Raw genomic sequence first — 24,228 nt, forward strand, 5'->3', positions numbered from 1 at the left:
GGGGAACCGTGATGATCGACTTTGCCTTTCTCGCCGACACCATGCTCAAGCTGCTGGGCGCGCTGCCCACCACGCTGACGCTGTTTTTCTCCTCCCTGCTGCTGGGGCTGATCCTGTCCCTGGGCGTGGTGTCCATGCGCGTCAGCCGCTGGTGGTTCCTGAGCTACCCGGCGCGCTTCTACATCATGCTGTTCCGCGGCACGCCGCTGCTGATCCAGATGTTCCTCATCTACTACGGCCTGGGCCAGTTCCCGGCCATTCGCGACAGTTTCCTGTGGGTGGTGCTGAAGTCGCCCTACGGCTGCGCCGTGGTGTCGCTGGCCATGTGCACCGCCGGCTACACCGCGGAAATCATCCGTGGCGGCCTGCAAAGCGTGCCCCACGGCCAGATCGAGGCCGGCCAGGCCGTGGGCATGAACCGCTGGACCCTGCTGTACCGGGTAATCGGCCCGGTCACCCTGCGCCAGGCGCTGCCCGCGTACTCCACCGAGGCCATCCTGCTGGTGAAGTCCACCGCCCTGGCCAGCCTGGTCACCGTGTGGGACGTGACCGGCGTGGCCCAGCAGATCATCCAGCGCACCTACCGCACCATGGAAGTGTTCATCTGCGCGGCGCTGATCTACCTGGTGCTGAATTTCCTGGTGGTGCGGGCCGTGGCCTGGATCGAGCATCGGCTGTCGCCGCACCTGCGCGAGCGGCCCCAGGGCCAGCCCGTGGTGCCTGCGCCTGAAGCCTCTACCCATTCCTGATTGCAGCGGAGCTTGTCATGAGTACTCAATTCCAGACCGCCCTGTCGGTCGCCAATATTCACAAGGCCTTCGGTGCAACCCAGGTGCTCAAGGGCATTTCCCTGGACGCGCACAAGGGCGACGTCATCTCCATCCTCGGCGCCAGCGGTTCGGGCAAAAGCACCTTCCTGCGCTGCATCAACCTGCTGGAAACCCCGGACGAGGGCAGCATTGTCCTCGACGGCGAGGCCATCGAGATGAAGCGCCACCGCGACGGCCGCCTGCTGCCGGGCAACCGCCGCCAGGTGGAAGCCATGCGCAGCAAGCTGGGCATGGTGTTCCAGAGCTTCAACCTGTGGTCGCACATGACCGTGCTGCAGAACGTCATCGAAGGCCCGATGCGCGTGCTCAAGCGCTCGCGCGCCGAATGCGTGGAAGAGGCCGAGCAACTGCTGCACAAGGTGGGCCTGTACGAGCGCCGCGACTACTACCCGGCGCACCTGTCGGGCGGCCAGCAGCAGCGCGTGGCCATCGCCCGCGCGCTGGCCATGAACCCCCAGGTGATGCTGTTCGACGAACCCACCTCGGCGCTCGACCCGGAGCTGGTGGGCGAGGTGCTGCGGGTGATGCGCTCGCTGGCCGAAGAGGGCCGCACCATGCTGGTGGTCACCCACGAGATGGGCTTCGCCCGCCATGTATCCAACCGCGTGGTGTTCATGCAGGGCGGCCAGATCGACTGCCAGGGCACCCCCGCCGAATTGTTCGAAGGCCTGCCGACCGAGCGTTTCCGCCAGTTCGTGTCCAGCCATCAGCAGCGTAACGCCGAGTAATCGCCACCATTTTTTGAGGGTCGTTGTATGGCTGATTCAGTTGACCGTGCTGCAAGCACGCCATTGATCGAAAAACGCTCAATTGACTACATTCCTGAATCCGAGCGTCACGGTCGGTTATTCAGCCAGTTCACCCTGTGGCTGGGTGCCAACCTGCAGATCACCGCCATCGTCACCGGCGCCCTGGCCGTGGTACTGGGCGGCGACGTGTTCTGGTCGCTGGTGGGGCTGTTCGTCGGCCAGCTGCTGGGTGGCGGGGTGATGGCCCTGCACGCCGCGCAAGGCCCGCGCCTGGGCCTGCCGCAGATGATCTCCAGCCGCGTACAGTTCGGCGTCTACGGCGCGGTGATCCCGCTGGTGCTGGTGTGCCTGATGTACATCGGCTTCTCGGCCAGCGGTTCGCTGCTGGCCGGCCAGGCCATCGCCCAGCTGCTGCAGGTGGATGACTGGCAGGGCATCGTCATCTTCGCCGCCCTGATCGTGGTGCTGACCATCTTCGGCTACCGGGTTATCCACATGATCGGCCGCGTCGCCAGCGTGCTCGGTGTTATCGCCTTCATGTACCTGTTCTACCGCCTGCTGGCCGGCAATGACGTCGGTGCGCTGCTGGGCAACAAGCACTTCTCCCTGAGCAGCTTCCTGCTGGCGATTTCCCTGTCGGCGTCCTGGCAGATCGCCTTCGGCCCGTACGTGGCGGACTACTCGCGCTACCTGCCGAGCAAGACCTCGGTGGCCGGCACCTTCTGGGCCGTGGGCCTGGGCGCGGTGATCGGTGCGCAGGCGTCCATGGTGTTCGGGGTGTTCGCCGCCGCCCTGGCCGGCGCGCAGTTCGCCCACCACGAAGTGTCGTTCATCGTCGGCCTGGGCGGCACCGGCGCGGTCGCCGCGCTGCTGTACTTCAGCGTGGCGTTCGGCAAGGTCACCGTCACCACCCTCAATGCCTACGGCAGCTTCATGTCCATTGCCACCATCATCAGTGGCTTCCGCGGCAACCGCCATATCTCCAGCGCCCTGCGCCTGACCTACATCTTCCTGATGGTGGGCACGGCGACGCTGCTGGCGGTGCTGGGCAAGGACTCGTTCCTCAAGGACTTCTCGGCCTTCATCCTGTTCCTGCTGGCGTTCTTCACGCCCTGGAGCGCCATCAACCTGGTGGACTTCTACTGCATCACCAAAGAGCGCTACGACATCCCGGCGCTGTCCAACCCCGATGGCCGCTACGGCCGCTGGAACATTCCCGGCATCAGCATCTACGTGGTCGGCGTGGTGATCCAGATGCCCTTCATCTCCACCCACTTCTACACCGGCCCGCTGGTGGCCAGCCTGGGCGACACCGACATTTCCTGGATCATCGGCCTGGTGGTGCCGGCGGTGCTGTACTACCTGGTTGCCAAGCGCTGGCACGGCGCGGTGCCCGACCGCCTGATCCTGCCGGACGAGCAGCCCGTGGCCACGGCGGCAGCAGGGAAGGCTATACCTCAGGGGACCTTCTGACGTGTGAGAGCCGCCCATGTTCCCCGATACCCTGACCTTCTCCGTTGCCGACTGGGTCAACCGTGGCGTCGACGCCCTGGTGACCCGCTACGGCGATCTGTTCCGGCAGGTGTCCGATTCGCTGCTGTGGCTGATCGTGCGCCTGGAAAGCGGCCTGCGCCTGCTGCCCTGGTGGTTGCTGCTGCTGATTGTCGGGGGCATTGCCCTGCACGCCACGCGCAGGGTGTTCAGTGCGCTGGTGATCATGGCGCTGCTGTTTCTGGTGGGGGCCGTGGGGCTGTGGGACAAACTGCTGCAAACCCTGGCGCTGATGCTGGTGGCCACGCTGATCTCGGTGCTGATCGGCATTCCCCTGGGTGTGCTGGCCGCGCGCAGCAAGCGCCTGCGCGCGGTGCTGATGCCGCTGCTGGACATCATGCAGACGCTGCCCAGCTTCGTGTACCTGATCCCGGTACTGATGCTGTTCGGCCTGGGCAAGGTGCCGGCGATCTTCGCCACGGTGATCTACGCCGTGCCGCCGCTGGTGCGCCTGACCAGCCTGGGCATCCGCCAGGTGGACCGCGAGGTGATGGAGGCGGTCAACGCCTTCGGCGCCAGCCGCTGGCAGCAGTTGTTCGGGGTGCAGTTGCCGCTGGCCATGCCCAGCATCATGGCCGGGGTCAACCAGACCACCATGATGGCGCTGTCGATGGTGGTGATCGCCTCGATGATCGGCGCCCGCGGGCTGGGCGAGGACGTGCTGGTGGGCATCCAGACCCTGAACATCGGCCTGGGCCTGGAAGCCGGGCTGGCCATCGTCATCCTCGCGGTGGTGATCGACCGCATCACCCAGGCCTACGGCCGCCCGCGCCACGAGGTGCGGCCATGATCGAGGTGCGCAACGTGTCCAAGGTGTTCGGGGTGAAACCCGAGCGGGCGCTGGCCCTGCGCGCCGAGGGCGCCAGCAAGGAGCAGATACTGGCGGCCACCGGCTGCGTGATCGGCGTCGACGACCTGTCGCTGACCGTGGAGGCGGGCGAGATCTTCGTGATCATGGGCCTGTCCGGCTCGGGCAAGTCGACCCTGGTGCGCCACCTGAACCGGCTGATCGATCCTACCAGCGGGCAGATTCTGGTCGATGGCCAGGACATCCTCGGCTACGACCGCCGCGCCCTGCGCGAATTTCGCCGGCACCAGGTCAGCATGGTGTTTCAAAGCTTCGGCCTGCTGCCCCACCGCACGGTGCTGGAAAACGTCGCCTATGGCCTGAAAGTGCGGGGCGAAAGCCGCCAGCAATGCGCCGAGCGTGCCGCCCACTGGATAGCCGCGGTGGGCCTGCAGGGCTACGAACACGCCTGGCCGGCGCAGCTGTCGGGCGGCATGCGCCAGCGCGTCGGCCTGGCGCGGGCGCTGGCGGCCGACACGCCGATCATCCTCATGGACGAGGCCTTCAGCGCCCTCGACCCGCTGATTCGCGCCGAAATGCAGGACCAGTTGCTAGCGCTGCAGCAAGGCCTGCACAAGACCATCGTGTTCATCACCCACGACCTGGACGAAGCCGTCCGGCTGGGCAACCGCATTGCCATCCTGCGCGACGGCCGCCTGATTCAGGTCGGCGCCGCGCAGGACATTCTTCATCACCCGGCCGACGACTACGTGGACCGTTTCGTTCGCCGCCGGGTGGCCACTTATTAAGGAGCGTTGTAGATGTTGTTGGCCGAAAACGTCGTAATCGCCGATGCACGCTTGCGTTGGCAGGATGTGGTCGCCGTGGCGCGCTTTGGCGCCCGCCTGGAGCTGTCGCCCCAGGCCTGGGCGCGTATCGATAACGCCCAAGCCATCGTCCAGCGCATCGTCGAGAGTGGTGAGCGCGCCTATGGCGTGAACACCGGGCTGGGCGCGCTGTGCAACGTGTCGCTGCAGGACGAGCAGCTCAGCCAGCTGTCGCGCAATACCCTGCTCAGCCACGCCTGCGGGGTGGGCAAGCCGCTGACCGACGAACAGACCCGGGCGATTATCTGTGCGGCCATCATCAACTTCTGCCAGGGCAAGTCCGGCCTGCACCGCCAGGTGGTGGAAGCGCTGCTGGCGCTGCTCAACCGTGGTATTACCCCGCAGGTGCCGTCCCAGGGCTCGGTGGGCTACCTGACGCACATGGCGCACATCGGCGTGGGCTTGCTGGGCATCGGCCCGGTCAGTTACCGCGGGCAGACCGTCGACGCCGCCCAGGCGTTCGCCGCCGAAGGCCTGCAGCCGGTGATCCTCGGCGCCAAGGACGGCCTGTGCCTGGTCAACGGCACGCCGTGCATGACCGGCCTCAGCTGCCTGGCCCTGGACGACGCCTGGCGCCTGACCGGCTGGGCCGACGTGATCGGCGCCATGAGTTTCGAGGCCCTGCGCGGGCAGATCGACGCCTTCGACCCGGCCATCATCAGCCTCAAGCCGCACCCCGGCATGCAGGTAGTGGCGAGAAACCTGCGCTGGCTGCTGGCCGATAGCGAGGTGATCGCCAGCAGCCGCGGCATCCGCACCCAGGACGCCCTGAGCATTCGCTCCATTCCCCAGGTACACGGCGCCTCCCGTGACCAGCTGGCGCACGCGGCGCGGCAGATCGAGATCGAGCTCAACTCGGCCACCGACAACCCGCTGCTGCTGGGCACCCCTGACGACTATCGGGTGATGTCCCAGGCCAACCCCCACGGGCAGTCGGTGGCCATGGCCGCCGACGTGCTGGCGATCACCGTGGCCGAGATCGGCGCCATCGCCGAGCGCCGCCTGGACCGCATGATCAACCCGCTGGTCAGCGGGCTGCCGGCGTTCCTGGTCAGCCAGCCGGGGGTGAACTCGGGGATGATGATCGTGCAATACGTCGCCGCTTCGCTGTGCGCTGAGAACCGCCAACTGGCGCAGCCGGCGGTTGTGGATAACTACGTGACCTCGGGCCTGCAGGAAGACCACCTGAGCATGGGCACCAACGCCTCGCTCAAGCTGCACCGGGCGCTGGAGAACTGCACGCAGATCCTCGCCATCGAGTACCTGCTGGCCGCCCAGGCCTTCGAATTCCTCAAGGACCAGCGCTTCGGCGCCGGCACCGACACCGCCTGGCGCCTGCTGCGCGAGCGCATCCCGCCCTACGACCAGGACCGCTGGCTGGCGCCGGACATCGCCGCCAGCGCCGCCATTCTCAAGGACCCGGCCCTGCTGGGCCGCACCTTCCCCGAATTGTTCCAGGAGACTCTGTGATGAAAACCCTGTGGCAGCACTGCCATGTGGCGACCATGGCCCACGGCAAATACTCGATCATCGAAGACGCCGCCATCGTTACCGCCGACGGCCTCATTGAATGGATCGGCCCGCGCAGCGAGGCGCCGGCAGGGCAGGGCGTGGACCTGGGCGGTGCCTGGGTGACCCCGGGGCTGATCGACTGCCACACCCACACGGTGTTCGGCGGCAACCGCAGCGGTGAGTTCGAACAGCGCCTGCAGGGCGTCAGCTACGCCGAGATTGCCGCGGCCGGCGGCGGCATCGCCAGCACCGTGCGGGCCACCCGCGCCGCCAGCGAGGACGAGCTGTTCGCCAGCGCCCGCAAGCGCCTGGCCAGCCTGCTGCGCGACGGCGTGACCACGGTGGAGATCAAGAGCGGCTACGGCCTGGACCTGGCCAGCGAGCGCAAGATGCTGCGGGTGATACGCCGCCTGGGCGAGGCGCTGCCGGTGAGCGTGCGTGCCACCTGCCTGGCCGCCCACGCGCTGCCACCCGAATACAAGGACCGCGCCGACGACTACATCGCGCACATCTGCGACGAGATGCTGCCGGCGCTGGCGGCCGAAGGCCTGGTGGACGCCGTGGACGCCTTCTGCGAATACCTGGCGTTCTCGCCGGCGCAGGTGGAAAAGGTCTTCCTCAAGGCCCGCGAGCTGGGCATCCCGGTGAAGCTGCACGCCGAGCAACTGTCGTCGCTGCATGGTTCCAGCCTGGCGGCACGCTACCAGGCGCTGTCGGCCGACCACCTGGAGTTCATGACCGAGGACGACTGCCAGGCCATGGCCGCCGCCGGCACCGTGGCGGTGCTGCTGCCGGGCGCGTTCTACTTCCTGCGCGAGACCCAGCTGCCGCCCATGGACGCCCTGCGCAAGCACGGCGTGGCCATCGCCATTGCCAGCGACCTCAACCCCGGCACCTCGCCGGCGTTGTCGGTGCGGCTGATGCTGAACATGGCCTGCACCCTGTTCCGCATGACCCCCGAGGAAGCCCTGGCCGGCGCCACCCTGCATGCCGCCAAGGCCCTGGGCCTGGGCGCGAGCCACGGCTCGCTGGAGGTGGGCAAGGTCGCCGACTTCGTCGCCTGGGACATCGAGCGCCCGGCCGACCTGGCCTACTGGCTGGGCGGCGAATTGAACAAACGCGTCGTGCGTCACGGCGTGGAAGTCACTGTTGGAGAATTGCACCGTGGATAACGTCCTGACCTTCAAGCGCGGCCGCGTGCCGCTGCTGATCAGCATGCCCCATGCCGGCCTGCGCCTGACCCCGGCGGTGAAAAGCGGCCTGATCGACGAGGCGCAAAGCCTGCCCGACACCGACTGGCACATCCCGCGCCTGTACGATTTTGCCGACGAGCTGGGCGCCAGCGTCGTCGCGGCCGAGTATTCGCGCTTCGTCATCGACCTCAACCGGCCTTCGGACAACAAGCCGCTGTACGCCGGCGCCACCACCGGCCTGTACCCGGAGACGCTGTTCGATGGCGTGCCGCTGTTCCATGAGCGGCCTTCGGACGCCGAGCGCGCACGGTATCTGCAGGAAATCTGGGTGCCGTACCACCGCACCATCGAGCAGGAACTGGCGCGCCTGCGCGACGAGTTCGGCTACGCGCTGCTGTGGGACGCGCATTCCATCCGCTCCCAGGTGCCGCACCTGTTCGACGGCCGCCTGCCGGACTTCAACCTGGGCACCTTCAATGGCGCCAGCTGCGACCCGGCACTGGCCCGGCGCCTGGAAGGCGTATGCGCAGGGTTCGACGGCTACAGCCACGTGCTCAACGGGCGCTTCAAGGGCGGCCACATCACCCGCCACTTCGGCGACCCGGCCAACCACATCCATGCGGTGCAGCTGGAGCTGGCACAGAGCACCTACATGGAGGAGTTCGAGCCGTTCAACTACCGCGAAGACCTGGCGGCGCCGACGCAGGTAGTGCTGAAAGCGTTGTTGAGCGAACTCATCTCTTGGGCTTCTCAGCGCTACCCTCGCTGACCCCGCGCCAATTGTGGGAGCTGGCTTGCCAGCGAGCTGTTGAGGCCCTGAAAGCTCGCTGGCAAGCCAGCTCCCACAGCCATGAAGAGCGCTCCTGTAGGACGCATCCGTAGTCCAATTCTGAAAATACACCCCCGGCGCGGTTTCGCATTGAGCCGCGCCGCCACCCCCGGTACGTTGGCCCCCGCATTCTTCGCAAATGGAACTGGGGTACTGGCATGGCCGGCAATCGCTACATCACACCGCAGCAGCTGGAACAGGCCCTGCTCACGCCGGACCTGACCGACCCGTTCGAAGCCCACGCCGTGGGCATGACCGCGGAGCTGGTGCTCAAGCGCCTGCAGCACCGCGGCTGGCCAGCCGCGACGCCCCTGCGCGGGCCCAAGGTGGTATCGCCCCAGGACAACTACGGGCTGTTGGGCTACAGCCGCGAAGCGTTGATCCTCGACAGCGAACAGGCGCGCTGGGTAGACAGCCAGAAACTGCTGCGCACCCACACCAGTTGCCTGCTGCCGCCCGCCCTGCGCGCTGCCGCGGCCAAGCGCTGGCCCGGTGAAACCCTGCTGCTGGCCGCCCCCGGCATCACCTTCCGGCGCGACGTGCGCGACCGCTGGCACTGCACCGAGCCGCACCAGATGGACGTCTGGGTGCTGGGCGGGCCGCAGCTGTCCAGCCGCCAGCAACTGATGCGGCTGGTCGGCGACATCCTCGAGGGCACGATTTCCGGCGCGCGGTGGCTGCACCGCGAGCGCCCAAGCGCCTACACCGACCGCGGCGTGGAGATAAACGTGATCAGGGACGACAGGGCTATCGAGGTCATGGCCGGCGGCTGCATCGCCCGCTCCCTGCTCGAGCACCTGGGTATCGACCCGGCGCGCCACGGCGGCCTGGCGCTGAGCGTGGGCCTGGACCGGCTGACCATGCTGTGCAAGGGAATTCCCGACATTCGCCTGCTGCGCGACCCCGATGAGCGCGCGGCGGCGCAGATGCACGACCTGCTGCCCTGGCGACCGCTGCCGCGCTTGCCGGCCATCACCCGGGAAGTCTCGGTGGCCATGGCGGCCGGCCATAGCCTGGAGGTGCTCACCGAGCGCATCCTGCAGGCCGCCGGCGCCTGCGCCAGCTGGGTCGAGGAAATCACCCTGCGGGGCCGCTGGCCCATCAGCGAGCTGCCCCAGGCGGCCATCGAGCAACTGGGCCTGGTACCCGGCCAGGAAAACCTGCTGCTGCGCATCACCCTGCGCGACGCCACCCAGCCACTGCCGGTGGAACAGGCCAACGCGCTCTACGACGTACTGGAGGACGCCCTGCACGAAGGCTTCCCGGGCGGCAGCTACCGCCTGGAGCGCTGAACACCCCGCCCATCGTTTGCGCCGCGCATGGAGGGGGGGAATGCCCCTCGACGCCATGGGGGCATGATCTGTAAGCGATTCGGGTTTATGATGCCTGACGGCACTTATGACAGAAGTCCCAGCAGGGATGACCCAACACCCTTACGGAGCGTGCAATGCAGACTTTGTACCCGCAGATCAAACCCTACGCCCGGCACGATCTGGCCGTGCAAGAGCCGCATGTGCTGTATGTAGACGAGAGTGGTTCGCCCGAAGGCCTGCCGGTGCTGTTCATCCATGGCGGCCCCGGTGCCGGCTGTGATGCCCAGAGCCGCTGCTATTTCGACCCGAACCTGTATCGAATTGTCACGTTCGACCAGCGTGGCTGTGGCCGTTCCACCCCCCATGCCAGCCTGGAGAACAACACCACCTGGGACCTGGTGGCCGACATGGAACGCATCCGTGAACACCTGGGCATCGACAAGTGGGTGCTGTTCGGTGGCTCCTGGGGCTCAACCCTGGCGCTGGCCTACGCGCAAACCCACCCCGAACGCGTGCACGGCCTGATCCTGCGGGGCATCTTCCTGTGCCGCCCCAAGGAGATCCAGTGGTTCTACCAGGAAGGCGCCAGCCGCATGTTCCCCGACTACTGGCAGGACTACGTGGCGCCGATACCGGCCGACGAGCGCCATGACCTGCTCGGCGCGTTCCACAAGCGCCTGACCGGCAACGACCAGATCGCCCAGATGCACGCCGCCAAGGCCTGGTCCACCTGGGAAGGCCGCACCGCCACCCTGCGCCCCAATCCGCTGGTGGTGGACCGCTTCTCCGAGCCGCAGCGGGCGCTGTCCATCGCCCGCATCGAATGCCACTACTTCATGAACAACGCCTTCATGGAGCCTGACCAGCTGATCCGCGACGTGCCGAAGATCGCCCATCTGCCGGCGGTGATCGTGCATGGCCGCTACGACGTCATCTGCCCGCTGGACAATGCCTGGGCGCTGCACCAGGCCTGGCCCAACAGCGAGCTGCAGGTGATCCGCGACGCCGGCCACGCCGCGTCCGAGCCAGGCATCACCGACGCCCTGGTGCGCGCCTGTGACCAGATGGCCCGGCGTTTGCTGGACCTGCCCCTGGAGGAAGCGTGAAGGGGCTGCTGCAGCGCGTCAGCAGCGCGCGGGTAGAAGTCGAGGGGGAGGTCGTGGGGGCCATCGACCAGGGCCTGATGGTGCTGGTGGCGGTGGAACCTGAAGATACCCGCGCCAGCGCCGACAAACTTCTGCACAAGCTGCTTAACTATCGAGTGTTTTCCGATACGCAGGGCAAGATGAACCTGTCGCTCAAGGACGTGGGGGGTGGCCTGCTGCTGGTGTCGCAGTTCACCCTGGCGGCGGACACGCGCAGCGGCATGCGCCCCAGCTTCTCCACCGCGGCGCCGCCAGCACTGGGCGCCGAGCTGTATGAGTACCTGCTGGCGCAGGCACGGGTGCAGCACGAAGGCGTGGCGTGTGGCCGTTTTGGCGCCGACATGCAGGTGCACCTGGTCAACGATGGCCCGGTTACGTTCCTGTTACAGTCATAAGTGGCGGTAAAACGTTCATTTGCGCGAATTTCGGTGAGTTTGTAGCATAAAAAGTTTACCAACCCTGATGCGTTGTAACGCGGGCTGCTGGATAATCTCGCGCCATGACGATCAGCGTTCGTTGATCCATTTTGTTCCGACCTGAGCCTTGGTCTTTGCCGTCTGGGGAATCATTGCGCCCTTTCGGAGTCGGAACAATGCTCGCCAACCCGGCACATGACCGCTGGCCGTTGGTTCTTTGATTTGTTTTTCGGCGAGGGTTGCTCGTGATTGTTAGTCCCTGTAATGCACCAAGAACCCCAGGCAAGCGCCTACGCACCGCGCTGTTGACGGGGTCTGCACTCCTCTGCCTGCTGAGCGCGGGCCAGATCTGGGCCTTTGGCCTGGATGACGTGGCAGCCAAGGCAAAGGATCTTGCCGGGCAGAAATTCGAGGCACCCAAAAGCAATCTGCCTGCCGAATTCCGGGACATGAAGTTCGCTGACTACCAGAAAATTCGTTTCCTGAACGAGAAAGCCGAGTGGGCGAACGACAAGACCCCCTTCAAGCTCTCGTTCTACCACCAGGGCATGCACTTCGACACGCCGGTGAAAATCAACGAAATCGCCAACGACAAGGTCGAGGAAATCAAATATGACCCGGCCCGTTTCGATTTCGGTGACCTGAAGTTCGATCCAAAGTCCACCGAGAAACTGGGCTACGCCGGTTTCCGCGTGCTGTACCCGCTGAACAAGGCGGACAAGCAGGACGAAGTCATGACCCTGCTGGGTGCCAGCTACTTCCGCGTCGTCGGCAAGGGTCACACCTACGGCCTGTCGGCCCGTGGCCTGGCCATCGACACCGCGCTGCCGTCGGGCGAGGAGTTCCCGCGCTTCACCGAGTTCTGGGTGGAGAAGCCGAACCCGGCCGACAAGTTCCTGGTGATCTACGCCCTGCTGGACTCGCCACGCTCCACCGGCGCCTACAAGCTGACCCTGCGCCCGGGTGAAGACACCGTCGTCGACGTCAAGTCCAAGGTGTTCCTGCGTGACCACGTCAGCCGCCTGGGCATCGCCCCGCTGACCAGCATGTTCCTGTTCGGCTCCAACCAGCCGTCCAAGGTGCTCAACTACCGTCACGAGCTGCACGATTCCACTGGCCTGTCGATCCATGCCGGCAACGACGAGTGGATCTGGCGCCCGCTGAACAACCCGAAACACCTGGCCGTGAGCAGCTTCACCGTCGAGAACCCGAAAGGTTTCGGCCTGCTGCAGCGTGGTCGTGAATTCGGCCGCTACGAAGACCTCGACGACCGCTACGACAAGCGCCCAAGCGCCTGGGTAGAGCCGAAGGGCGACTGGGGCAAGGGCACCGTCGACCTGGTCGAGATCCCGACTGCCGACGAAACCAACGACAACATCGTTGCTTTCTGGAACCCGGAAAAACTGCCGGAGCCAGGCCAGGCCCTGGACCACGACTACCGCCTGGTCTGGACCTCCAACGAAGACCAGCTGCACTCGCCTGAAACCGCCTGGGTCAAGCAGACCCTGCGTTCCACCGGCGACGTCAAGCAGTCCAACCTGATCCGCCAGCCTGACGGCAGCGTGGCCTTCCTGATCGACTTCACCGGCCCGGTGCTCGCCGCCCTGCCGGAAGACGCCCAGGTGCGCAGCCAGGTGAGCGTTGGCGACAACGCCGACCTGGTCGAGAACAACCTGCGCTACAACCCGGAAACCAAAGGCTGGCGCCTGACGCTGCGCCTGAAGGTCAAGGATCCTAAACAGTCGGTCGAGATGCGCGCCGCACTGGTCAAGGACGCACCACTGCCGCCCGCCAAGCCGGCTGAGCCTGTGAAGGAAGAGAAGCCTGCCGCCAAGCACGCCAAGGCCAACGCCAAGCATGCCAAGGCCGACAAGCCTGCCGAGCAGCCTGCCCCGGCTGCGCCCACCCCCGAGGAGCCGGTCAAGCCCGATCAGGTACTGACCGAAACCTGGAGCTACCAGTTGCCTTCCGATGAGTAATTCACAGACCCGGCCAGAGTCGCTCGGCGAGTACCTGGCCCACCTGCCCCTGAGCGAGGAGCAGCGCGCAGAACTTGCCCGCTGCAACTCGTTCAGCGAGCTGCATGAATACCTCTCCGCGCAGCCGGCGGACGAGTCGCGCGAGGCCGCCCAGGCCTCGGTCGGCCGTCGGTTGACCCTCAACAGCGCCGCTGAACTGGAAGAGGCCGAGATGCTCTCGGTCGACGCCGACGGCCGCGTGAAGCTCAAGGCCACGCCGCCGATCAACCGCACGCGGGTGGTCCCGGAGCCTTGGCGCACCAACGTACTGGTGCGCATGTGGCGCCGGGTCACCGGCCAGAAGAGCGCGCCGGAACCGGTCAGCGACAAGCGCGAGCTGCCCAAGGCGCGCTGGCGCTGGGTGGGCTCCATGCGCCGCTACATCCTGCTGGTGCTGATGCTGGGCCAGACCGTCGTCGCCGGTTACTACATGAAAGGCATCCTGCCCTACCAGGGCTGGTCGTTCGTGGACCTGGACGAGGTGCTGCACCAGTCCGTGGCGCAGACCGCGCAGCAAGTGCTGCCGTACGTGCTGCAGACCAGCATCCTGATTCTGTTCGGCATCCTGTTCTGCTGGGTGTCGGCGGGCTTCTGGACTGCCCTGATGGGCTTCCTGGAACTGCTGACCGGGCGCGACAAGTACCGCATCTCCGGCGCCAGCGCCGGCAACGAGCCGATCGAGCCCGGTGCCCGCACCGCGCTGGTGATGCCTATCTGCAACGAAGACGTGCCGCGGGTGTTCGCCGGCCTGCGCGCTACCTTTGAATCGGTAGCCGCCACCGGTGACCTGGACCGTTTCGACTTCTTCGTGCTGTCGGACACCAACGACACCGACATCGCCGTGGCCGAGCAACAGGCGTGGCTGGACGTGTGCCGCGAGGCCAAGGGCTTCGGCAAGATCTTCTACCGCCGCCGTCGCCGCCGCGTTAAGCGTAAAAGCGGCAACCTCGACGACTTCTGCCGTCGCTGGGGCAGCGACTACCGCTACATGGTGGTGCTGGACGCCGACAGCGTCATGAGCGGCGAATGCCTGACCAGCCTGGTGCGCCTGATGGAGGCCACCCCGGACGCCGGTATCATCCAGACCGCGCCGAAGGCGTCGGGCATGGACACCCTGTATGCGCGCATGCAGCAGTTCGCCACCCGCGTGTACGGCCCGCTGTTCACCGCCGGCCTGCACTTCTGGCAGCTGGGCGAGTCGCACTACTGGGGCCACAACGCGATCATTCGCATGAAGCCGTTCATCGAGCACTGCGCGCTGGCGCCGTTGCCGGGCAAGGGCGCCTTCGCCGGCGCCATCCTGTCCCACGACTTCGTCGAAGCCGCGCTGATGCGCCGTGCCGGCTGGGGCGTGTGGATTGCCTACGACCTGCCGGGCAGCTACGAAGAACTGCCGCCCAACCTGCTCGACGAGCTCAAGCGCGACCGTCGCTGGTGCCACGGCAACCTGATGAACTTCCGCCTGTTCCTGGTGAAGGGCATGCACCCGGTGCACCGCGCGGTGTTCCTGACGGGCGTGATGTCGTACCTGTCGGCGCCGCTGTGGTTCTTCTTCCTGGTGCTGTCCACCGCGCTGCTGGCGGTGAACACGCTGATGGAGCCGGCGTACTTCCTGGAACCGCGGCAGCTGTACCCGCTGTGGCCACAATGGCACCCGGAAAAAGCCGTGGCGCTGTTCTCCACCACCATCGTGCTGCTGTTCCTGCCCAAGCTGCTGAGTATCATCCTGATCTGGGCCAAGGGCGCCAAAGAGTACGGCGGCCGCATCAAGGTCACTATCTCGATGCTGCTGGAGATGCTGTTCTCCATGCTGCTGGCGCCGGTGCGCATGCTGTTCCACACCCGGTTCGTGCTGGCCGCGTTCCTGGGCTGGGCCGCTACCTGGAACTCGCCGCAGCGTGACGACGACTCCACTCCATGGAGCGAAGCCGTGCGCCGCCACGGCCCGCAGACCCTGCTGGGCTTCCTGTGGGCGCTGCTGGTGTGCTGGCTGAACCCAAGCTTCCTGTGGTGGCTGACGCCTATCGTCGGTTCGTTGATGCTGTCGATCCCGGTGTCGGTGATCTCCAGCCGCACCAACCTGGGCCTCAGCGCCCGCGACGAGAAGCTGTTCCTCATCCCCGAGGAATACGACACGCCGCAGGAGCTGATCTCCACCGACCAGTACACCCATGAAAACCGCTGGCACGCGCTGAAGGATGGCTTCATCCGCGCCGTGGTGGACCCGCAGCAGAACGCCCTGGCTTGCGCCCTGGCCACTGCCCGGCACCGTTCGGTGGCGCCGATCGAATCGCTGCGCGAGGAGCGTATTCGCAAGGCGCTCAGCGTCGGCCCGCTGAAGCTGGACGGCAACACCCGCCTGCACCTGCTCAGCGACCCGGTGGCGCTGGCACGCCTGCATGCACTGGTTTGGAGCGAAGGCAACGATGCCTGGCTCGGCGCCTGGCGCCAGTCGCTGGAAGCGGACCCGCATTCGCCGCTGCTGCCGCTGCAACCGCACTCATCCACGCCGCCAGCCCTGGCCAACGCGTGATTCCAAAGGCCCCGGGCGCACTGCCCGGGGCCGCTGGAAACCTCTGGAAACACTGCCAACGGTCACTTTCTGTCGACCTTTGCGCATTAAATCCCTCTTCAGCACTTGTACTACCAGACGAGTACGTTAGGATCGCACCCCGAAATGGTGCGCCCCCGATGTGCGGCGCCCTGAATTGACACGCGCGAGCACGTTGCAACGCGTTAGTTAGGGGACTTGGTGATGAAGAAGTATCTGTCGATGCTGCTGCTGGGCGTCATGGCGCTGGGCGCAGTGGGTTCCGCCCAGGCGGGCGCCATCGATGACGCGGTCAAGCGCGGCACGCTGCGGGTGGGCATGGACCCTACCTACATGCCATTCGAGATGACCGACAAGCGCGGCGAGATCATCGGCTTCGAAGTCGACCTGCTCAAGGCCATGGCCAAGTCCATGGGCGTGAAGCTGGAGCTGGTGTCCACCAGCCTCGACGGCATCATCCCGGCGCTGATGACCGACAAGTTCGACCTGATCGGCAGCGGCCTGACCCTGACCCAGGAACGCAACCTGCGCATCAACTTCAGCGACCCCTTCATCGTGGTCGGCCAGACCCTGCTGATCCGCAAGGAGCTGCAAGGCACCATCAAGTCCTACAAAGACCTGAACGATCCCCAGTACCGCCTGACCTCCAAGGTCGGCACCACCGGAGAGATGGTCTCGCGCAAGCTGATGTCCAAGGCCCAGTACCACGGCTATGACAACGAGCAGGAAGCGGTGATGGACGTGGTCAACGGCAAGGCCGACGCCTTCGTCTACGACTCGCCCTACAACGTGGTGGCCGTCGACAAGGCCGGCAACGGCAAGCTGGTGTACCTGGAGAAGCCGTTCACCTACGAGCCGCTGGCCTTCGGCCTGAAGAAGGGCGACTACGACAGCCTGAACTTCATCAACAACTTCCTGCGCCAGGCCCACGAAGACGGGTCCTACGATCGCATTCACGACAAGTGGTTCAAGAGCACCACGTGGCTCAAGGACATGGAATAACCCCAGTCGTCCTTGTCTGACACCAGCGCGCGGGCTTGCCCGCGCGTTCGCATTTACGGAAAGGCAGTAGTGATCAAACACAAGAAAGCCCAGTGGCCCTGGCACGGGCTGACGGCGCTGGTCCTGGTGGGCCTGGCTGTCACCCTGTTTTACGCGACTTCGCTGATTTCCTACGAGTGGCGCTGGAGCCGCGTGCCGCAGTACTTCGCCTACCAGGCCGAAGACGTGCAGCGCGCCACTGGCAACGGCACGGTCGAGGCCATCGACGCCCAGGGCAGCATGACCCGGGTGACGCTCAAGGACGAGGACGGCGACCAGCAGGTGCTGACCGTGGCCCAGGACAGCGTGAGAGTGTCCCAGGGCGACGATATCTCCGAAGGTGACCCGGTAGGCGTCACCCGCCACTGGGCCGCAGGGCCGCTGGCCTGGGGCCTGTGGGCCACGGTGTGGATCTCGGTGGTGTCAGGGGTGATCGGCCTGTTCATCGGCCTGGTCGCCGGGTTGTGCCGCCTGTCCGGCAACCCCACCCTGCGCGACCTGTCCACGGTGTACGTCGAACTGGTGCGCGGCACGCCGCTGCTGGTGCAGCTGTTCATCTTCTACTTCTTCATTGGCACCGTGCTCAACCTGTCGCGCGAGTTCGCCGGCGTGGCGGCGTTGGCGCTGTTCACCGGCGCCTACGTGGCCGAGATTGTCCGTGCCGGCGTGCAGTCCATCGCCCGGGGCCAGGGCGAGGCGGCCCGTTCGCTGGGCCTGAGCGCTGGCCAGTCGATGCGCCATGTGATTTTGCCGCAGGCGTTCAAGCGCGTGCTGCCGCCCCTGGCCGGGCAGTTCATCAGCCTGGTCAAGGACACCTCGCTGGTGTCGGTGATCTCCATCACCGAACTGACCAAGGCCGGCCGCGAAGCCATCACCACCTCGTTCTCCACGTTCGAGATCTGGTTCTGCGTGGCGGCCCTGTATTTGCTGATCAACCTGCCGCTGTCGCACTTTGCCAGCCGGCTTGAGCGGAGGCTTGCACAAAGTGATTGAAGTTCGTGATCTGGTGAAAGTCTTCGACACCCGTGGCCACGTGGTGCGCGCGGTGGACCACGTGACCACGCAGGTGGCCAAGGGCGAAGTGCTGGTGGTGGTGGGGCCTTCGGGCTCGGGCAAGTCCACCTTCCTGCGCTGCCTGAACGGCCTGGAGCAGTTCGACGCCGGTACCGTGAGCATCGACGGCCTGTCCCTGGCCGACCCGAAAACCGACATCAACGCCTACCGCCGCGAAGTGGGCATGGTGTTCCAGCACTTCAACCTGTTCCCGCACATGACCGTGCTTGAGAACCTGTGCCTGGCGCAGAAGATCGTGCGCAAGCGCAGCAAGAAGGAGCGCGAGGAAAAGGCGCGCATGCTGCTGGACAAGGTGGGCATCGGCCAGAAGGCCAACGAATTCCCTTCGCGCCTGTCGGGCGGCCAGCAACAGCGCGTGGCCATCGCCCGTGCCTTGGCCATGGACCCCAAGGTGATGCTGTTCGACGAGCCCACCTCGGCCCTGGACCCGGAAATGGTCGGCGAAGTGCTGGACGTGATGAAGACCCTGGCGCTGGAAGGCATGACCATGATCTGCGTCACCCACGAAATGGGCTTCGCCCGCGAAGTGGCGCACCGCGTGTTGTTCTTCGACCACGGCAAACTGCTGGAAGACTCGCCCCCCGAGCAATTCTTCGCCAACCCCCGCGACCCCCGCGCTCAGGCGTTCCTGCGCCAGGTGCTGTAAGCATAAGTACGCACCTTCCGTAGCAGCTGCCGCCAGGCGGCGTCAGCAGGCACCGCGGATGCCCCGGACGCAGCCTTCGGCAGCTGCTACGGGGTGCCTATCCCTGGCATCCCACGACCTCAAGTCGGACGTTTCCGAAATTGCCGTAACCTTGTAGGACGCCCACCCCGTAGCAGCTGCCGCCAGGCGGCGTCCGCGGCGCACGCAGATTCCCTGTAGCCGCTGCCGAAGGCTGCGCGGGTTCTAACTTGCGCAGCAAATATGCAGCGTACCCAGGGGCCAGCGCAGCCTGGCGGCAGCGGCTACAGACGCCGTCGTGTCATGTGAGGGTTGTGGCATCCACCAGCGCCTTGGCGGCATCGATCAGCGGGATGATGGCGCGTGCCAGGCGCTTGTCGCCCAGGGTGTCGCTGTCGGCGATTTCGTAGGCCACGGCGCCGGCGTAGCCGAGCAGCAGGGAGGCGTGGGTGAGGGCGTCGTCGGGGTGCAGGTCTTCGCTGACGGTGAACAGCGGTACGCCGTTGCGGTCTTGGGGGCCGAAAGTAGTGGGTTCTGTAAGCATTCAAAAAACTCCGAAGGGTATTTAAGCCGCCGCCAACGCTTGCACGCATTGGGTGGCGGCCGAACACAGGTGTGCAAGACTGGGTACCCTTCGACCCCAGCAGGACCGAAGTCCTCCTGCGCCGGCCGCCATAGTTTTCTGAAGGCGTAGCAGGACGCCGACAGCATTCTACAGCAGTCGCAAAGGGTACCGCAGGCTTGCACACCTGATCGCTGTGTTCAGCGACCCGGGGAGCCTATCCCTGGCACCCCACGACCTCAAGTCAGACGTTTCCGAAATTGCCGTTACCTTGTAGGACGCCCACCCCGTAGCGGCTGCCGTCAGGCGGCGTCCATGGCCCACGCGCAGGCCCCAGACGCAGCCTTCGGCAGCTGCTACGGGGTTAGACTCGGAAGCGGCCTACCAGGCCTTGGAGGTGGGTGCCCAACCGCGCCAGCTCGATGCTCGACGCTGCCGTCTCTTCACTGGCCGCCGAGGTCTGGTCCGAGACATCCCGCACATTTAACACGCTACGGTTGATCTCTTCGGCCACCGCGCTTTGCTGCTCGGCTGCCGCGGCGATCTGCTGGTTCATGTTCTGGATGGTCGATACCGTGCGGGTGATGTTTTCCAGCGAGTTGCCGGCGCGGCGGGTCAGTTCGACGCTGCTGTCGGTGAGGCTGCGGCTGTTGTCCATCACGGTGGCGACTTGCTGGGTGCCGCTTTGCAGGCCGGCGATCAGTTGCTCGATCTCTTCGGTGGATTTCTGCGTGCGCTGGGCCAGGCTGCGCACCTCGTCGGCCACCACGGCGAAGCCACGGCCTGCCTCGCCTGCACGGGCGGCCTCGATGGCGGCGTTGAGGGCCAGCAGGTTGGTCTGCTGGGCCACGGACTTGATCACGTCCAGCACGCCGCCAATCTTGTCGCTTTCGCGCTTGAGGTGGCCCATGGCCTCGGTGGAGTGGCCCACCTCGGCCGCCAGGCGCTCGATCTGCTCGATGGCCTCGCTCACCACCCGGTCGCCCTCGCGGGCCTGCTGGTCGGCGGCCACGGCGGCCTCGCTGGCCTGTTCGGCGTTGCGTGCCACCTCCTGCACGGTGGCGGCCATCTGGTTCATGGCGGTGGCCACCTGGTCGGTCTCGACTTTCTGGCTGGTGACGCCGGCGCTGGTCTGCTCGGTGACCGCCGACAGCTCCTCGGCGGCGCTGGCCAGCTGGGTGACGCCGTCGCTGATCCCGGCGATCAGGGTACGCAGGCCCACGGTCATGCGCTGCAGGCTGTTCTGCAGCTGGCCCAGTTCGTCGCTGCGGTCCACGGTGTGGGCGTGGGTGAGGTCGCCGGCGGCCACCTCATCCATGATTTTCAGGGTGGCGTGCAGCGGGCGCACCACCTGGCGGGTGATGGCGAAACCGGCCAGCACGCTGAACACCAGGGCCATGAGCGCGCTGCCCGCCAGCCATTGCCTGGCGCTGGTGGCGTCGGTGTCGCGCTTGGCGGTTTGCGAGCGGGTCAGCTCGGCGCTCATGTCCAGCAGCACGCTGCCGTCATCGGCCAGGCGCTTGAACAGCGGCGCGGTGTCGCGTTGCGGGTCGTTGGCCTTGCGCGCCTGGTCCAGTTCGGTGACGGTCTGGCGGTAGTCGCGGGTGGCGCTGATCTGCCGCTCCAGCCGTTCCACATCCTCGGGGGAGGTAAGCAGCGCGTGGGCGCTGGCCAGCTGCGTGTCGAGCTTGCCCAGCACCGCCAGCACGCCTTCGATGCTGCCGTTCTCGTTCGCCACGCTCAGGCGGGCAATGCGCAGGTCGCGGGTCAGGTCACTGACCGTGGCAATGCTGTTGAGCTTGTTGCCGCGCTCGATCAGCGCGCCCAGGCCGTTCCAGCCGGCGGTGAAGGTGAGCAGGGTCATGGCCAGCACCAGGCCGAAGCCCAGCATCAACTTGCGTTGCACACCGATGTGCCCGAGGTGGTATTGCATCCAACGATACATGCGCTTGCACTCCTAGCGAGCAGACAGGGCGTTTTGCCATTAGCGTGCCTCTGTATCGGCCCTGTGCCTAGGATCTGTAATACCGTGGATCGGACTTTTACGGGCATTTGTGGGAGCTGGCTTGCCAGTGAGCTTTTGGAGGACAGCTCAAAAGCTCGCTGGCAAGCCAGCTCCCACAAAATCGCGCTAGAACAAACGCGCCAGCAGCGCGGTGACGGCAGTCTCGACGCGCAGGATGCGCTCGCCCAGTTGCACCGGGTTCAGGCCCGCCTTGCCCAGCAGCTCGACCTCGTAGGGAATCCAGCCGCCTTCCGGGCCGATTGCCAGGGTCACCGGCTCGCTCAGGCCGCGGGGGCAGGGCGGGTGATCGCCGGGGTGGCCGACCAGGCCCAGGGTGCCGTCGGCGATGGCCGGCAGGCGGTCTTCGACGAAGGGCTTGAAGCGCTTCTCGATGATGATTTCCGGCAGCACGGTGTCACGCGCCTGCTCCAGGCCCAGCACCAGGTTCTCGCGAATGGCGTCGGGCTGCAGGAAGGGCGTCTGCCAGAAGCTTTTCTCCACCCGGTAGCTGTTCACCAGGATGACCTTGGCCACGCCCATGGTGGCTACGGTCTGGAATACCCGCCGGAGCATTTTCGGCCGCGGCAGGGCCAGCACCAGGGTCAACGGCAGCTTGGCCGGCGGCGGCTGGTCCAGCACAACCTGCAGCTCGGCTTCGCGGGCTTCGAGGCGCAGCACCTCGGCGCGGCCCATCAGGCCGTTGATGCGGCCCACGCGCAGGCTGTCGCCCACGGCCACGCCGTGTACTTCCTGCATGTGCTTCAGGCGGCGGTCGCGCAGGACCACCCGGTCGGCCGCGATGAAATCGGCCTCCTCGAGCAACAGCAGGTTCACGCCTGGGTCGCTGGCGGCTGGTCGTTGTGGTCGCTGGCGTCTTCTTCATGGTCGCCGCGCTTGCTGACCAGGCCGCCGAACAGCACGCCGATCTCGAACAGCATCCACATGGGCACGGCCAGCAGGGTCTGCGAGAAGATGTCCGGCGGGGTCAGCAGCATGCCGACCACGAAGCAGCCAATGATCACGTACGGGCGCATCTTCTTCAGCTGCTTGACGTCGACCACGCCGATCCACACCAGCAGCACCACGGCCACGGGGATCTCGAAGGCCACGCCGAAGGCGAAGAACAGGGTCATGACGAAGTCGAGGTAGCTGGTGATGTCGGTCATCATCTGCACGCCGGCCGGGGTGGCCGAGGCGAAGAACTTGAAGATCAGCGGGAACACCAGGAAATACGCGAAGGCCATGCCGCAGTAGAACAGCAGGATGCTGGAGATCAGCAGCGGCACTGCCACGCGCTTCTCATGCTTGTACAGGCCGGGCGCGATGAAGCCCCAGATCTGGTGCAGGATGACCGGGATGGCCAGGAACAGCGAGACCATCATGGTCAGCTTCAGCGGCGTCAGGAACGGCGACGACACGTCGGTGGCGATCATGGTCGCGCCTGCCGGCAGGTATTCGCGCAGCGGCACCGACACGAAGGTGTAGATCTGCTGGGTGAAGGCGAACAGCGCGGCGAAGATGACGAAGATCGCCGCTACGCAGCGCAGCAGGCGGGTTCGCAGCTCGGTGAGGTGCGAGACCAGCGGCATGGGCTGGTCGTTTTCGGGAATTTCGCTCATGGGGCTCGCGGCGGCTGGGTCGGATCGTGAGGCGGCGTGTGGGCGCCGGGGACTTGCTCGGGCGACGTTTGGGTAGCGGCCGGGGCGGGATTTGCGGCGTGTTCATCGCGACCAAGGTCGGCTCCTACGGGAGGAGGCGTTTGGACCTGTTGAGGTTGGGCGACCGGTGGCTGCGCAAGCGGGTTGAGGATCTTCTTCGCTTCCTGTTCCAGCGAGAGGATGTGCTCGTTGTGCAGCTGCCGGCGAATCTCGTCGGCGCCGATTTCACGTTCCACTTCCGCCTTGATGGCATTGAAGCTGCGCTTGAGCCGGCCTACCCACAGGCCGGCGGTGCGGGCGGCGCCCGGCAGGCGCTCGGGGCCGAGCACCAGCAGGGCCACCAGGCCCACCAGAAGCAATTCGCTGAAGCTGATCCCGAACATGACTTCAGTCTTTCCTGATGGGGTCTTCGACTTTCTGGGCCGTGGCATCGATGGTGTGCGGCTGGCTCAGGGGCGAGGTGGCCTGCGGGTGCACTGGCTGGGCAGGTGGCACCGGCTGGTCGGCGGGCTTTTCGTCGTCGTTCATGGCCTTGCGGAAGCCCTTGATGGACTCGCCGACGTCGGTGCCCAGGTTTTTCAGTTTCTTGGTACCGAACACCAGTACCACGACAATCAGGATGACAATCCAGTGTTTCCAGTCAAAGAGACCCATGGGGTAATTCCTCGTTCGATACGTTATGCAGAAGGCTGGCGGGCGGCTTTTTCGGCGTGGCCGGAAAGCCCGAAGCGGCGGTCCAGTTCATCCAGGACGGCCTGCGGGTGTTGCCCCAGCGCAGCCAGCATGACCAGGCTATGGAACCACAGATCGGCGGTTTCATAGATGACATCGCTGTAATCTCCGCTGACGGCGGCATCCTTGGCGGCGATGATGGTCTCGACCGACTCTTCGCCGACCTTTTCCAGAATCTTGTTCAGGCCCTTGTGGTACAGGCTTGCGACGTACGAGCTGTCTGGCTCGGCGCCTTTGCGCGACTCCAGTACCTCGGCGAGCCGGGTCAGGGTGCTGTCAGTCATGGGAGTGTCCTGGCTGGTAGATGGCTTTCGGGTCCTTGAGCACGGGGTCGACGGTTTGCCAGCCGCCGTTCTCGTAGACGCGGTAGAAGCAGCTCTGACGACCAGTATGGCAGGCAATGTCGCCCACTTGTTCAACCATCAGGATAATCACGTCGGCGTCGCAGTCCAGGCGCATTTCGTGCAGGTGCTGCACGTGGCCTGAGTCCTCGCCCTTGCGCCACAGCTTGCCGCGCGAGCGCGACCAGTAGATGGCGCGGTTCTCGGCGGCGGTCAGGGCCAGCGCCTCGCGGTTCATCCAGGCCATCATCAGCACGCGCCCGGTCTTGTGATCCTGGGCGATGGCCGGGACAAGGCCGTCGCTGTTCCAGTTGATCTCGTCCAGCCAGTCTTTCATTTTTGACTCCGACAACGAGTTCGATCAGCTCGA

Annotated in this window: 24 protein-coding genes; 16 read left to right on the forward strand and 8 right to left on the reverse strand. The window is 65.8% G+C overall.

Annotated features, from left to right (window positions below; translation table 11 throughout):
- Positions 1–11 precede the first annotated feature (11 nt).
- From RAM80_RS19115 to RAM80_RS19190, 16 genes are all read left to right on the forward strand, one after another.
- Positions 12–749, forward strand: a complete 738-nt coding sequence (locus RAM80_RS19115; RefSeq protein ID WP_416422015.1) for an ABC transporter permease — start codon at positions 12–14, stop codon at positions 747–749.
- A 17-nt stretch (positions 750–766) separates the two neighbouring features.
- Entirely contained in the window at positions 767–1,558 is a 792-nt protein-coding gene (locus RAM80_RS19120) for an ATP-binding cassette domain-containing protein (protein ID WP_027979857.1), read from the forward strand.
- Positions 1,559–1,585: 27 nt separating this feature from the next.
- Entirely contained in the window at positions 1,586–3,052 is a 1,467-nt protein-coding gene (locus RAM80_RS19125) for a purine-cytosine permease family protein (RefSeq protein ID WP_416422016.1), read from the forward strand.
- Between the two features lie 16 nt (positions 3,053–3,068).
- Positions 3,069–3,920 carry an ABC transporter permease gene (locus tag RAM80_RS19130; RefSeq protein ID WP_416422017.1) on the forward strand — a complete coding sequence of 284 codons (852 nt, stop codon included), beginning with the start codon at positions 3,069–3,071 and terminating at the stop codon, positions 3,918–3,920.
- Complete coding sequence (locus tag RAM80_RS19135; RefSeq protein WP_416422018.1) at positions 3,917–4,726, forward strand: quaternary amine ABC transporter ATP-binding protein; 810 nt, start codon at positions 3,917–3,919, stop codon at positions 4,724–4,726. Before RAM80_RS19130 ends, RAM80_RS19135 begins: the two co-directional genes overlap by 4 nt.
- A gap of 12 nt (positions 4,727–4,738) precedes the next feature.
- Positions 4,739–6,274 (forward strand): histidine ammonia-lyase, encoded by a 1,536-nt coding sequence (gene hutH / locus RAM80_RS19140; RefSeq protein ID WP_416422019.1) that lies wholly within the window; start codon positions 4,739–4,741, stop codon positions 6,272–6,274.
- Complete coding sequence (gene hutI / locus RAM80_RS19145) at positions 6,274–7,488, forward strand: imidazolonepropionase (protein WP_416422020.1); 1,215 nt, start codon at positions 6,274–6,276, stop codon at positions 7,486–7,488. The genes hutH and hutI overlap by 1 nt, the downstream gene beginning before the upstream one ends.
- Positions 7,481–8,278, forward strand: a complete 798-nt coding sequence (gene hutG, locus RAM80_RS19150) for an N-formylglutamate deformylase (RefSeq protein ID WP_416422021.1) — start codon at positions 7,481–7,483, stop codon at positions 8,276–8,278. The genes hutI and hutG overlap by 8 nt, the downstream gene beginning before the upstream one ends.
- Before the next feature lie 218 nt (positions 8,279–8,496).
- Complete coding sequence (locus RAM80_RS19155) at positions 8,497–9,630, forward strand: hypothetical protein (RefSeq protein ID WP_416422022.1); 1,134 nt, start codon at positions 8,497–8,499, stop codon at positions 9,628–9,630.
- A 155-nt stretch (positions 9,631–9,785) separates the two neighbouring features.
- Entirely contained in the window at positions 9,786–10,757 is a 972-nt protein-coding gene (gene pip, locus RAM80_RS19160; RefSeq protein ID WP_416422023.1) for a prolyl aminopeptidase, read from the forward strand.
- The gene (gene dtd, locus RAM80_RS19165; protein ID WP_416422024.1) at positions 10,754–11,191 is read left to right on the forward strand and encodes a D-aminoacyl-tRNA deacylase; all 438 of its coding nucleotides are present in this window, start codon (positions 10,754–10,756) and stop codon (positions 11,189–11,191) included. Before pip ends, dtd begins: the two co-directional genes overlap by 4 nt.
- Positions 11,192–11,457: 266 nt before the next feature.
- Positions 11,458–13,191: a glucan biosynthesis protein G gene (locus RAM80_RS19170; protein WP_416422025.1), complete on the forward strand. Its 1,734-nt coding sequence runs from the start codon at positions 11,458–11,460 to the stop codon at positions 13,189–13,191.
- Positions 13,184–15,763 (forward strand): glucans biosynthesis glucosyltransferase MdoH, encoded by a 2,580-nt coding sequence (gene mdoH / locus RAM80_RS19175; protein WP_416422026.1) that lies wholly within the window; start codon positions 13,184–13,186, stop codon positions 15,761–15,763. The genes RAM80_RS19170 and mdoH overlap by 8 nt, the downstream gene beginning before the upstream one ends.
- 222 nt (positions 15,764–15,985) lie before the next feature.
- Positions 15,986–16,783 carry a transporter substrate-binding domain-containing protein gene (locus tag RAM80_RS19180; RefSeq protein ID WP_416422027.1) on the forward strand — a complete coding sequence of 266 codons (798 nt, stop codon included), beginning with the start codon at positions 15,986–15,988 and terminating at the stop codon, positions 16,781–16,783.
- Between the two features lie 69 nt (positions 16,784–16,852).
- A complete protein-coding gene (locus tag RAM80_RS19185) occupies positions 16,853–17,815 on the forward strand; it encodes an ABC transporter permease subunit (protein ID WP_416422028.1) in 963 nt (320 codons plus the stop codon).
- Entirely contained in the window at positions 17,808–18,542 is a 735-nt protein-coding gene (locus tag RAM80_RS19190; protein WP_416427525.1) for an amino acid ABC transporter ATP-binding protein, read from the forward strand. The genes RAM80_RS19185 and RAM80_RS19190 overlap by 8 nt, the downstream gene beginning before the upstream one ends.
- A gap of 319 nt (positions 18,543–18,861) precedes the next feature.
- Here the strand turns inward: RAM80_RS19190 and RAM80_RS19195 are convergent, their stop codons facing one another.
- The 8 genes from RAM80_RS19195 to hisI all read right to left on the reverse strand — a co-directional run bounded on the left by RAM80_RS19195 (position 18,862) and on the right by hisI (position 24,195).
- Entirely contained in the window at positions 18,862–19,104 is a 243-nt protein-coding gene (locus tag RAM80_RS19195; protein ID WP_416422029.1) for a DUF3077 domain-containing protein, read from the reverse strand.
- 382 nt (positions 19,105–19,486) lie between these two features.
- Positions 19,487–21,067 carry a methyl-accepting chemotaxis protein gene (locus RAM80_RS19200; RefSeq protein ID WP_416422030.1) on the reverse strand — a complete coding sequence of 527 codons (1,581 nt, stop codon included), beginning with the start codon at positions 21,065–21,067 and terminating at the stop codon, positions 19,487–19,489.
- A 186-nt stretch (positions 21,068–21,253) separates the two neighbouring features.
- The gene (locus tag RAM80_RS19205; RefSeq protein ID WP_416422031.1) at positions 21,254–21,961 is read right to left on the reverse strand and encodes a 16S rRNA (uracil(1498)-N(3))-methyltransferase; all 708 of its coding nucleotides are present in this window, start codon (positions 21,959–21,961) and stop codon (positions 21,254–21,256) included.
- Positions 21,958–22,746 (reverse strand): twin-arginine translocase subunit TatC, encoded by a 789-nt coding sequence (gene tatC, locus RAM80_RS19210; RefSeq protein WP_416422032.1) that lies wholly within the window; start codon positions 22,744–22,746, stop codon positions 21,958–21,960. Before tatC ends, RAM80_RS19205 begins: the two co-directional genes overlap by 4 nt.
- Entirely contained in the window at positions 22,743–23,168 is a 426-nt protein-coding gene (gene tatB / locus RAM80_RS19215; protein WP_416422033.1) for a Sec-independent protein translocase protein TatB, read from the reverse strand. The genes tatC and tatB overlap by 4 nt, the downstream gene beginning before the upstream one ends.
- Before the next feature lie 4 nt (positions 23,169–23,172).
- A complete protein-coding gene (locus RAM80_RS19220) occupies positions 23,173–23,439 on the reverse strand; it encodes a twin-arginine translocase TatA/TatE family subunit (RefSeq protein ID WP_416422034.1) in 267 nt (88 codons plus the stop codon).
- 23 nt (positions 23,440–23,462) lie between these two features.
- Positions 23,463–23,801 carry a phosphoribosyl-ATP diphosphatase gene (locus tag RAM80_RS19225; RefSeq protein ID WP_416422035.1) on the reverse strand — a complete coding sequence of 113 codons (339 nt, stop codon included), beginning with the start codon at positions 23,799–23,801 and terminating at the stop codon, positions 23,463–23,465.
- On the reverse strand, positions 23,794–24,195 hold the full coding sequence (gene hisI / locus RAM80_RS19230; protein WP_416422036.1) for a phosphoribosyl-AMP cyclohydrolase: 402 nt from the start codon (positions 24,193–24,195) through the stop codon (positions 23,794–23,796). The genes RAM80_RS19225 and hisI overlap by 8 nt, the downstream gene beginning before the upstream one ends.
- Positions 24,196–24,228 lie beyond the last annotated feature (33 nt).

It is taken from the genome of Pseudomonas sp. App30 (genome assembly GCF_047947025.1).
GTDB lineage: Bacteria > Pseudomonadota > Gammaproteobacteria > Pseudomonadales > Pseudomonadaceae > Aquipseudomonas.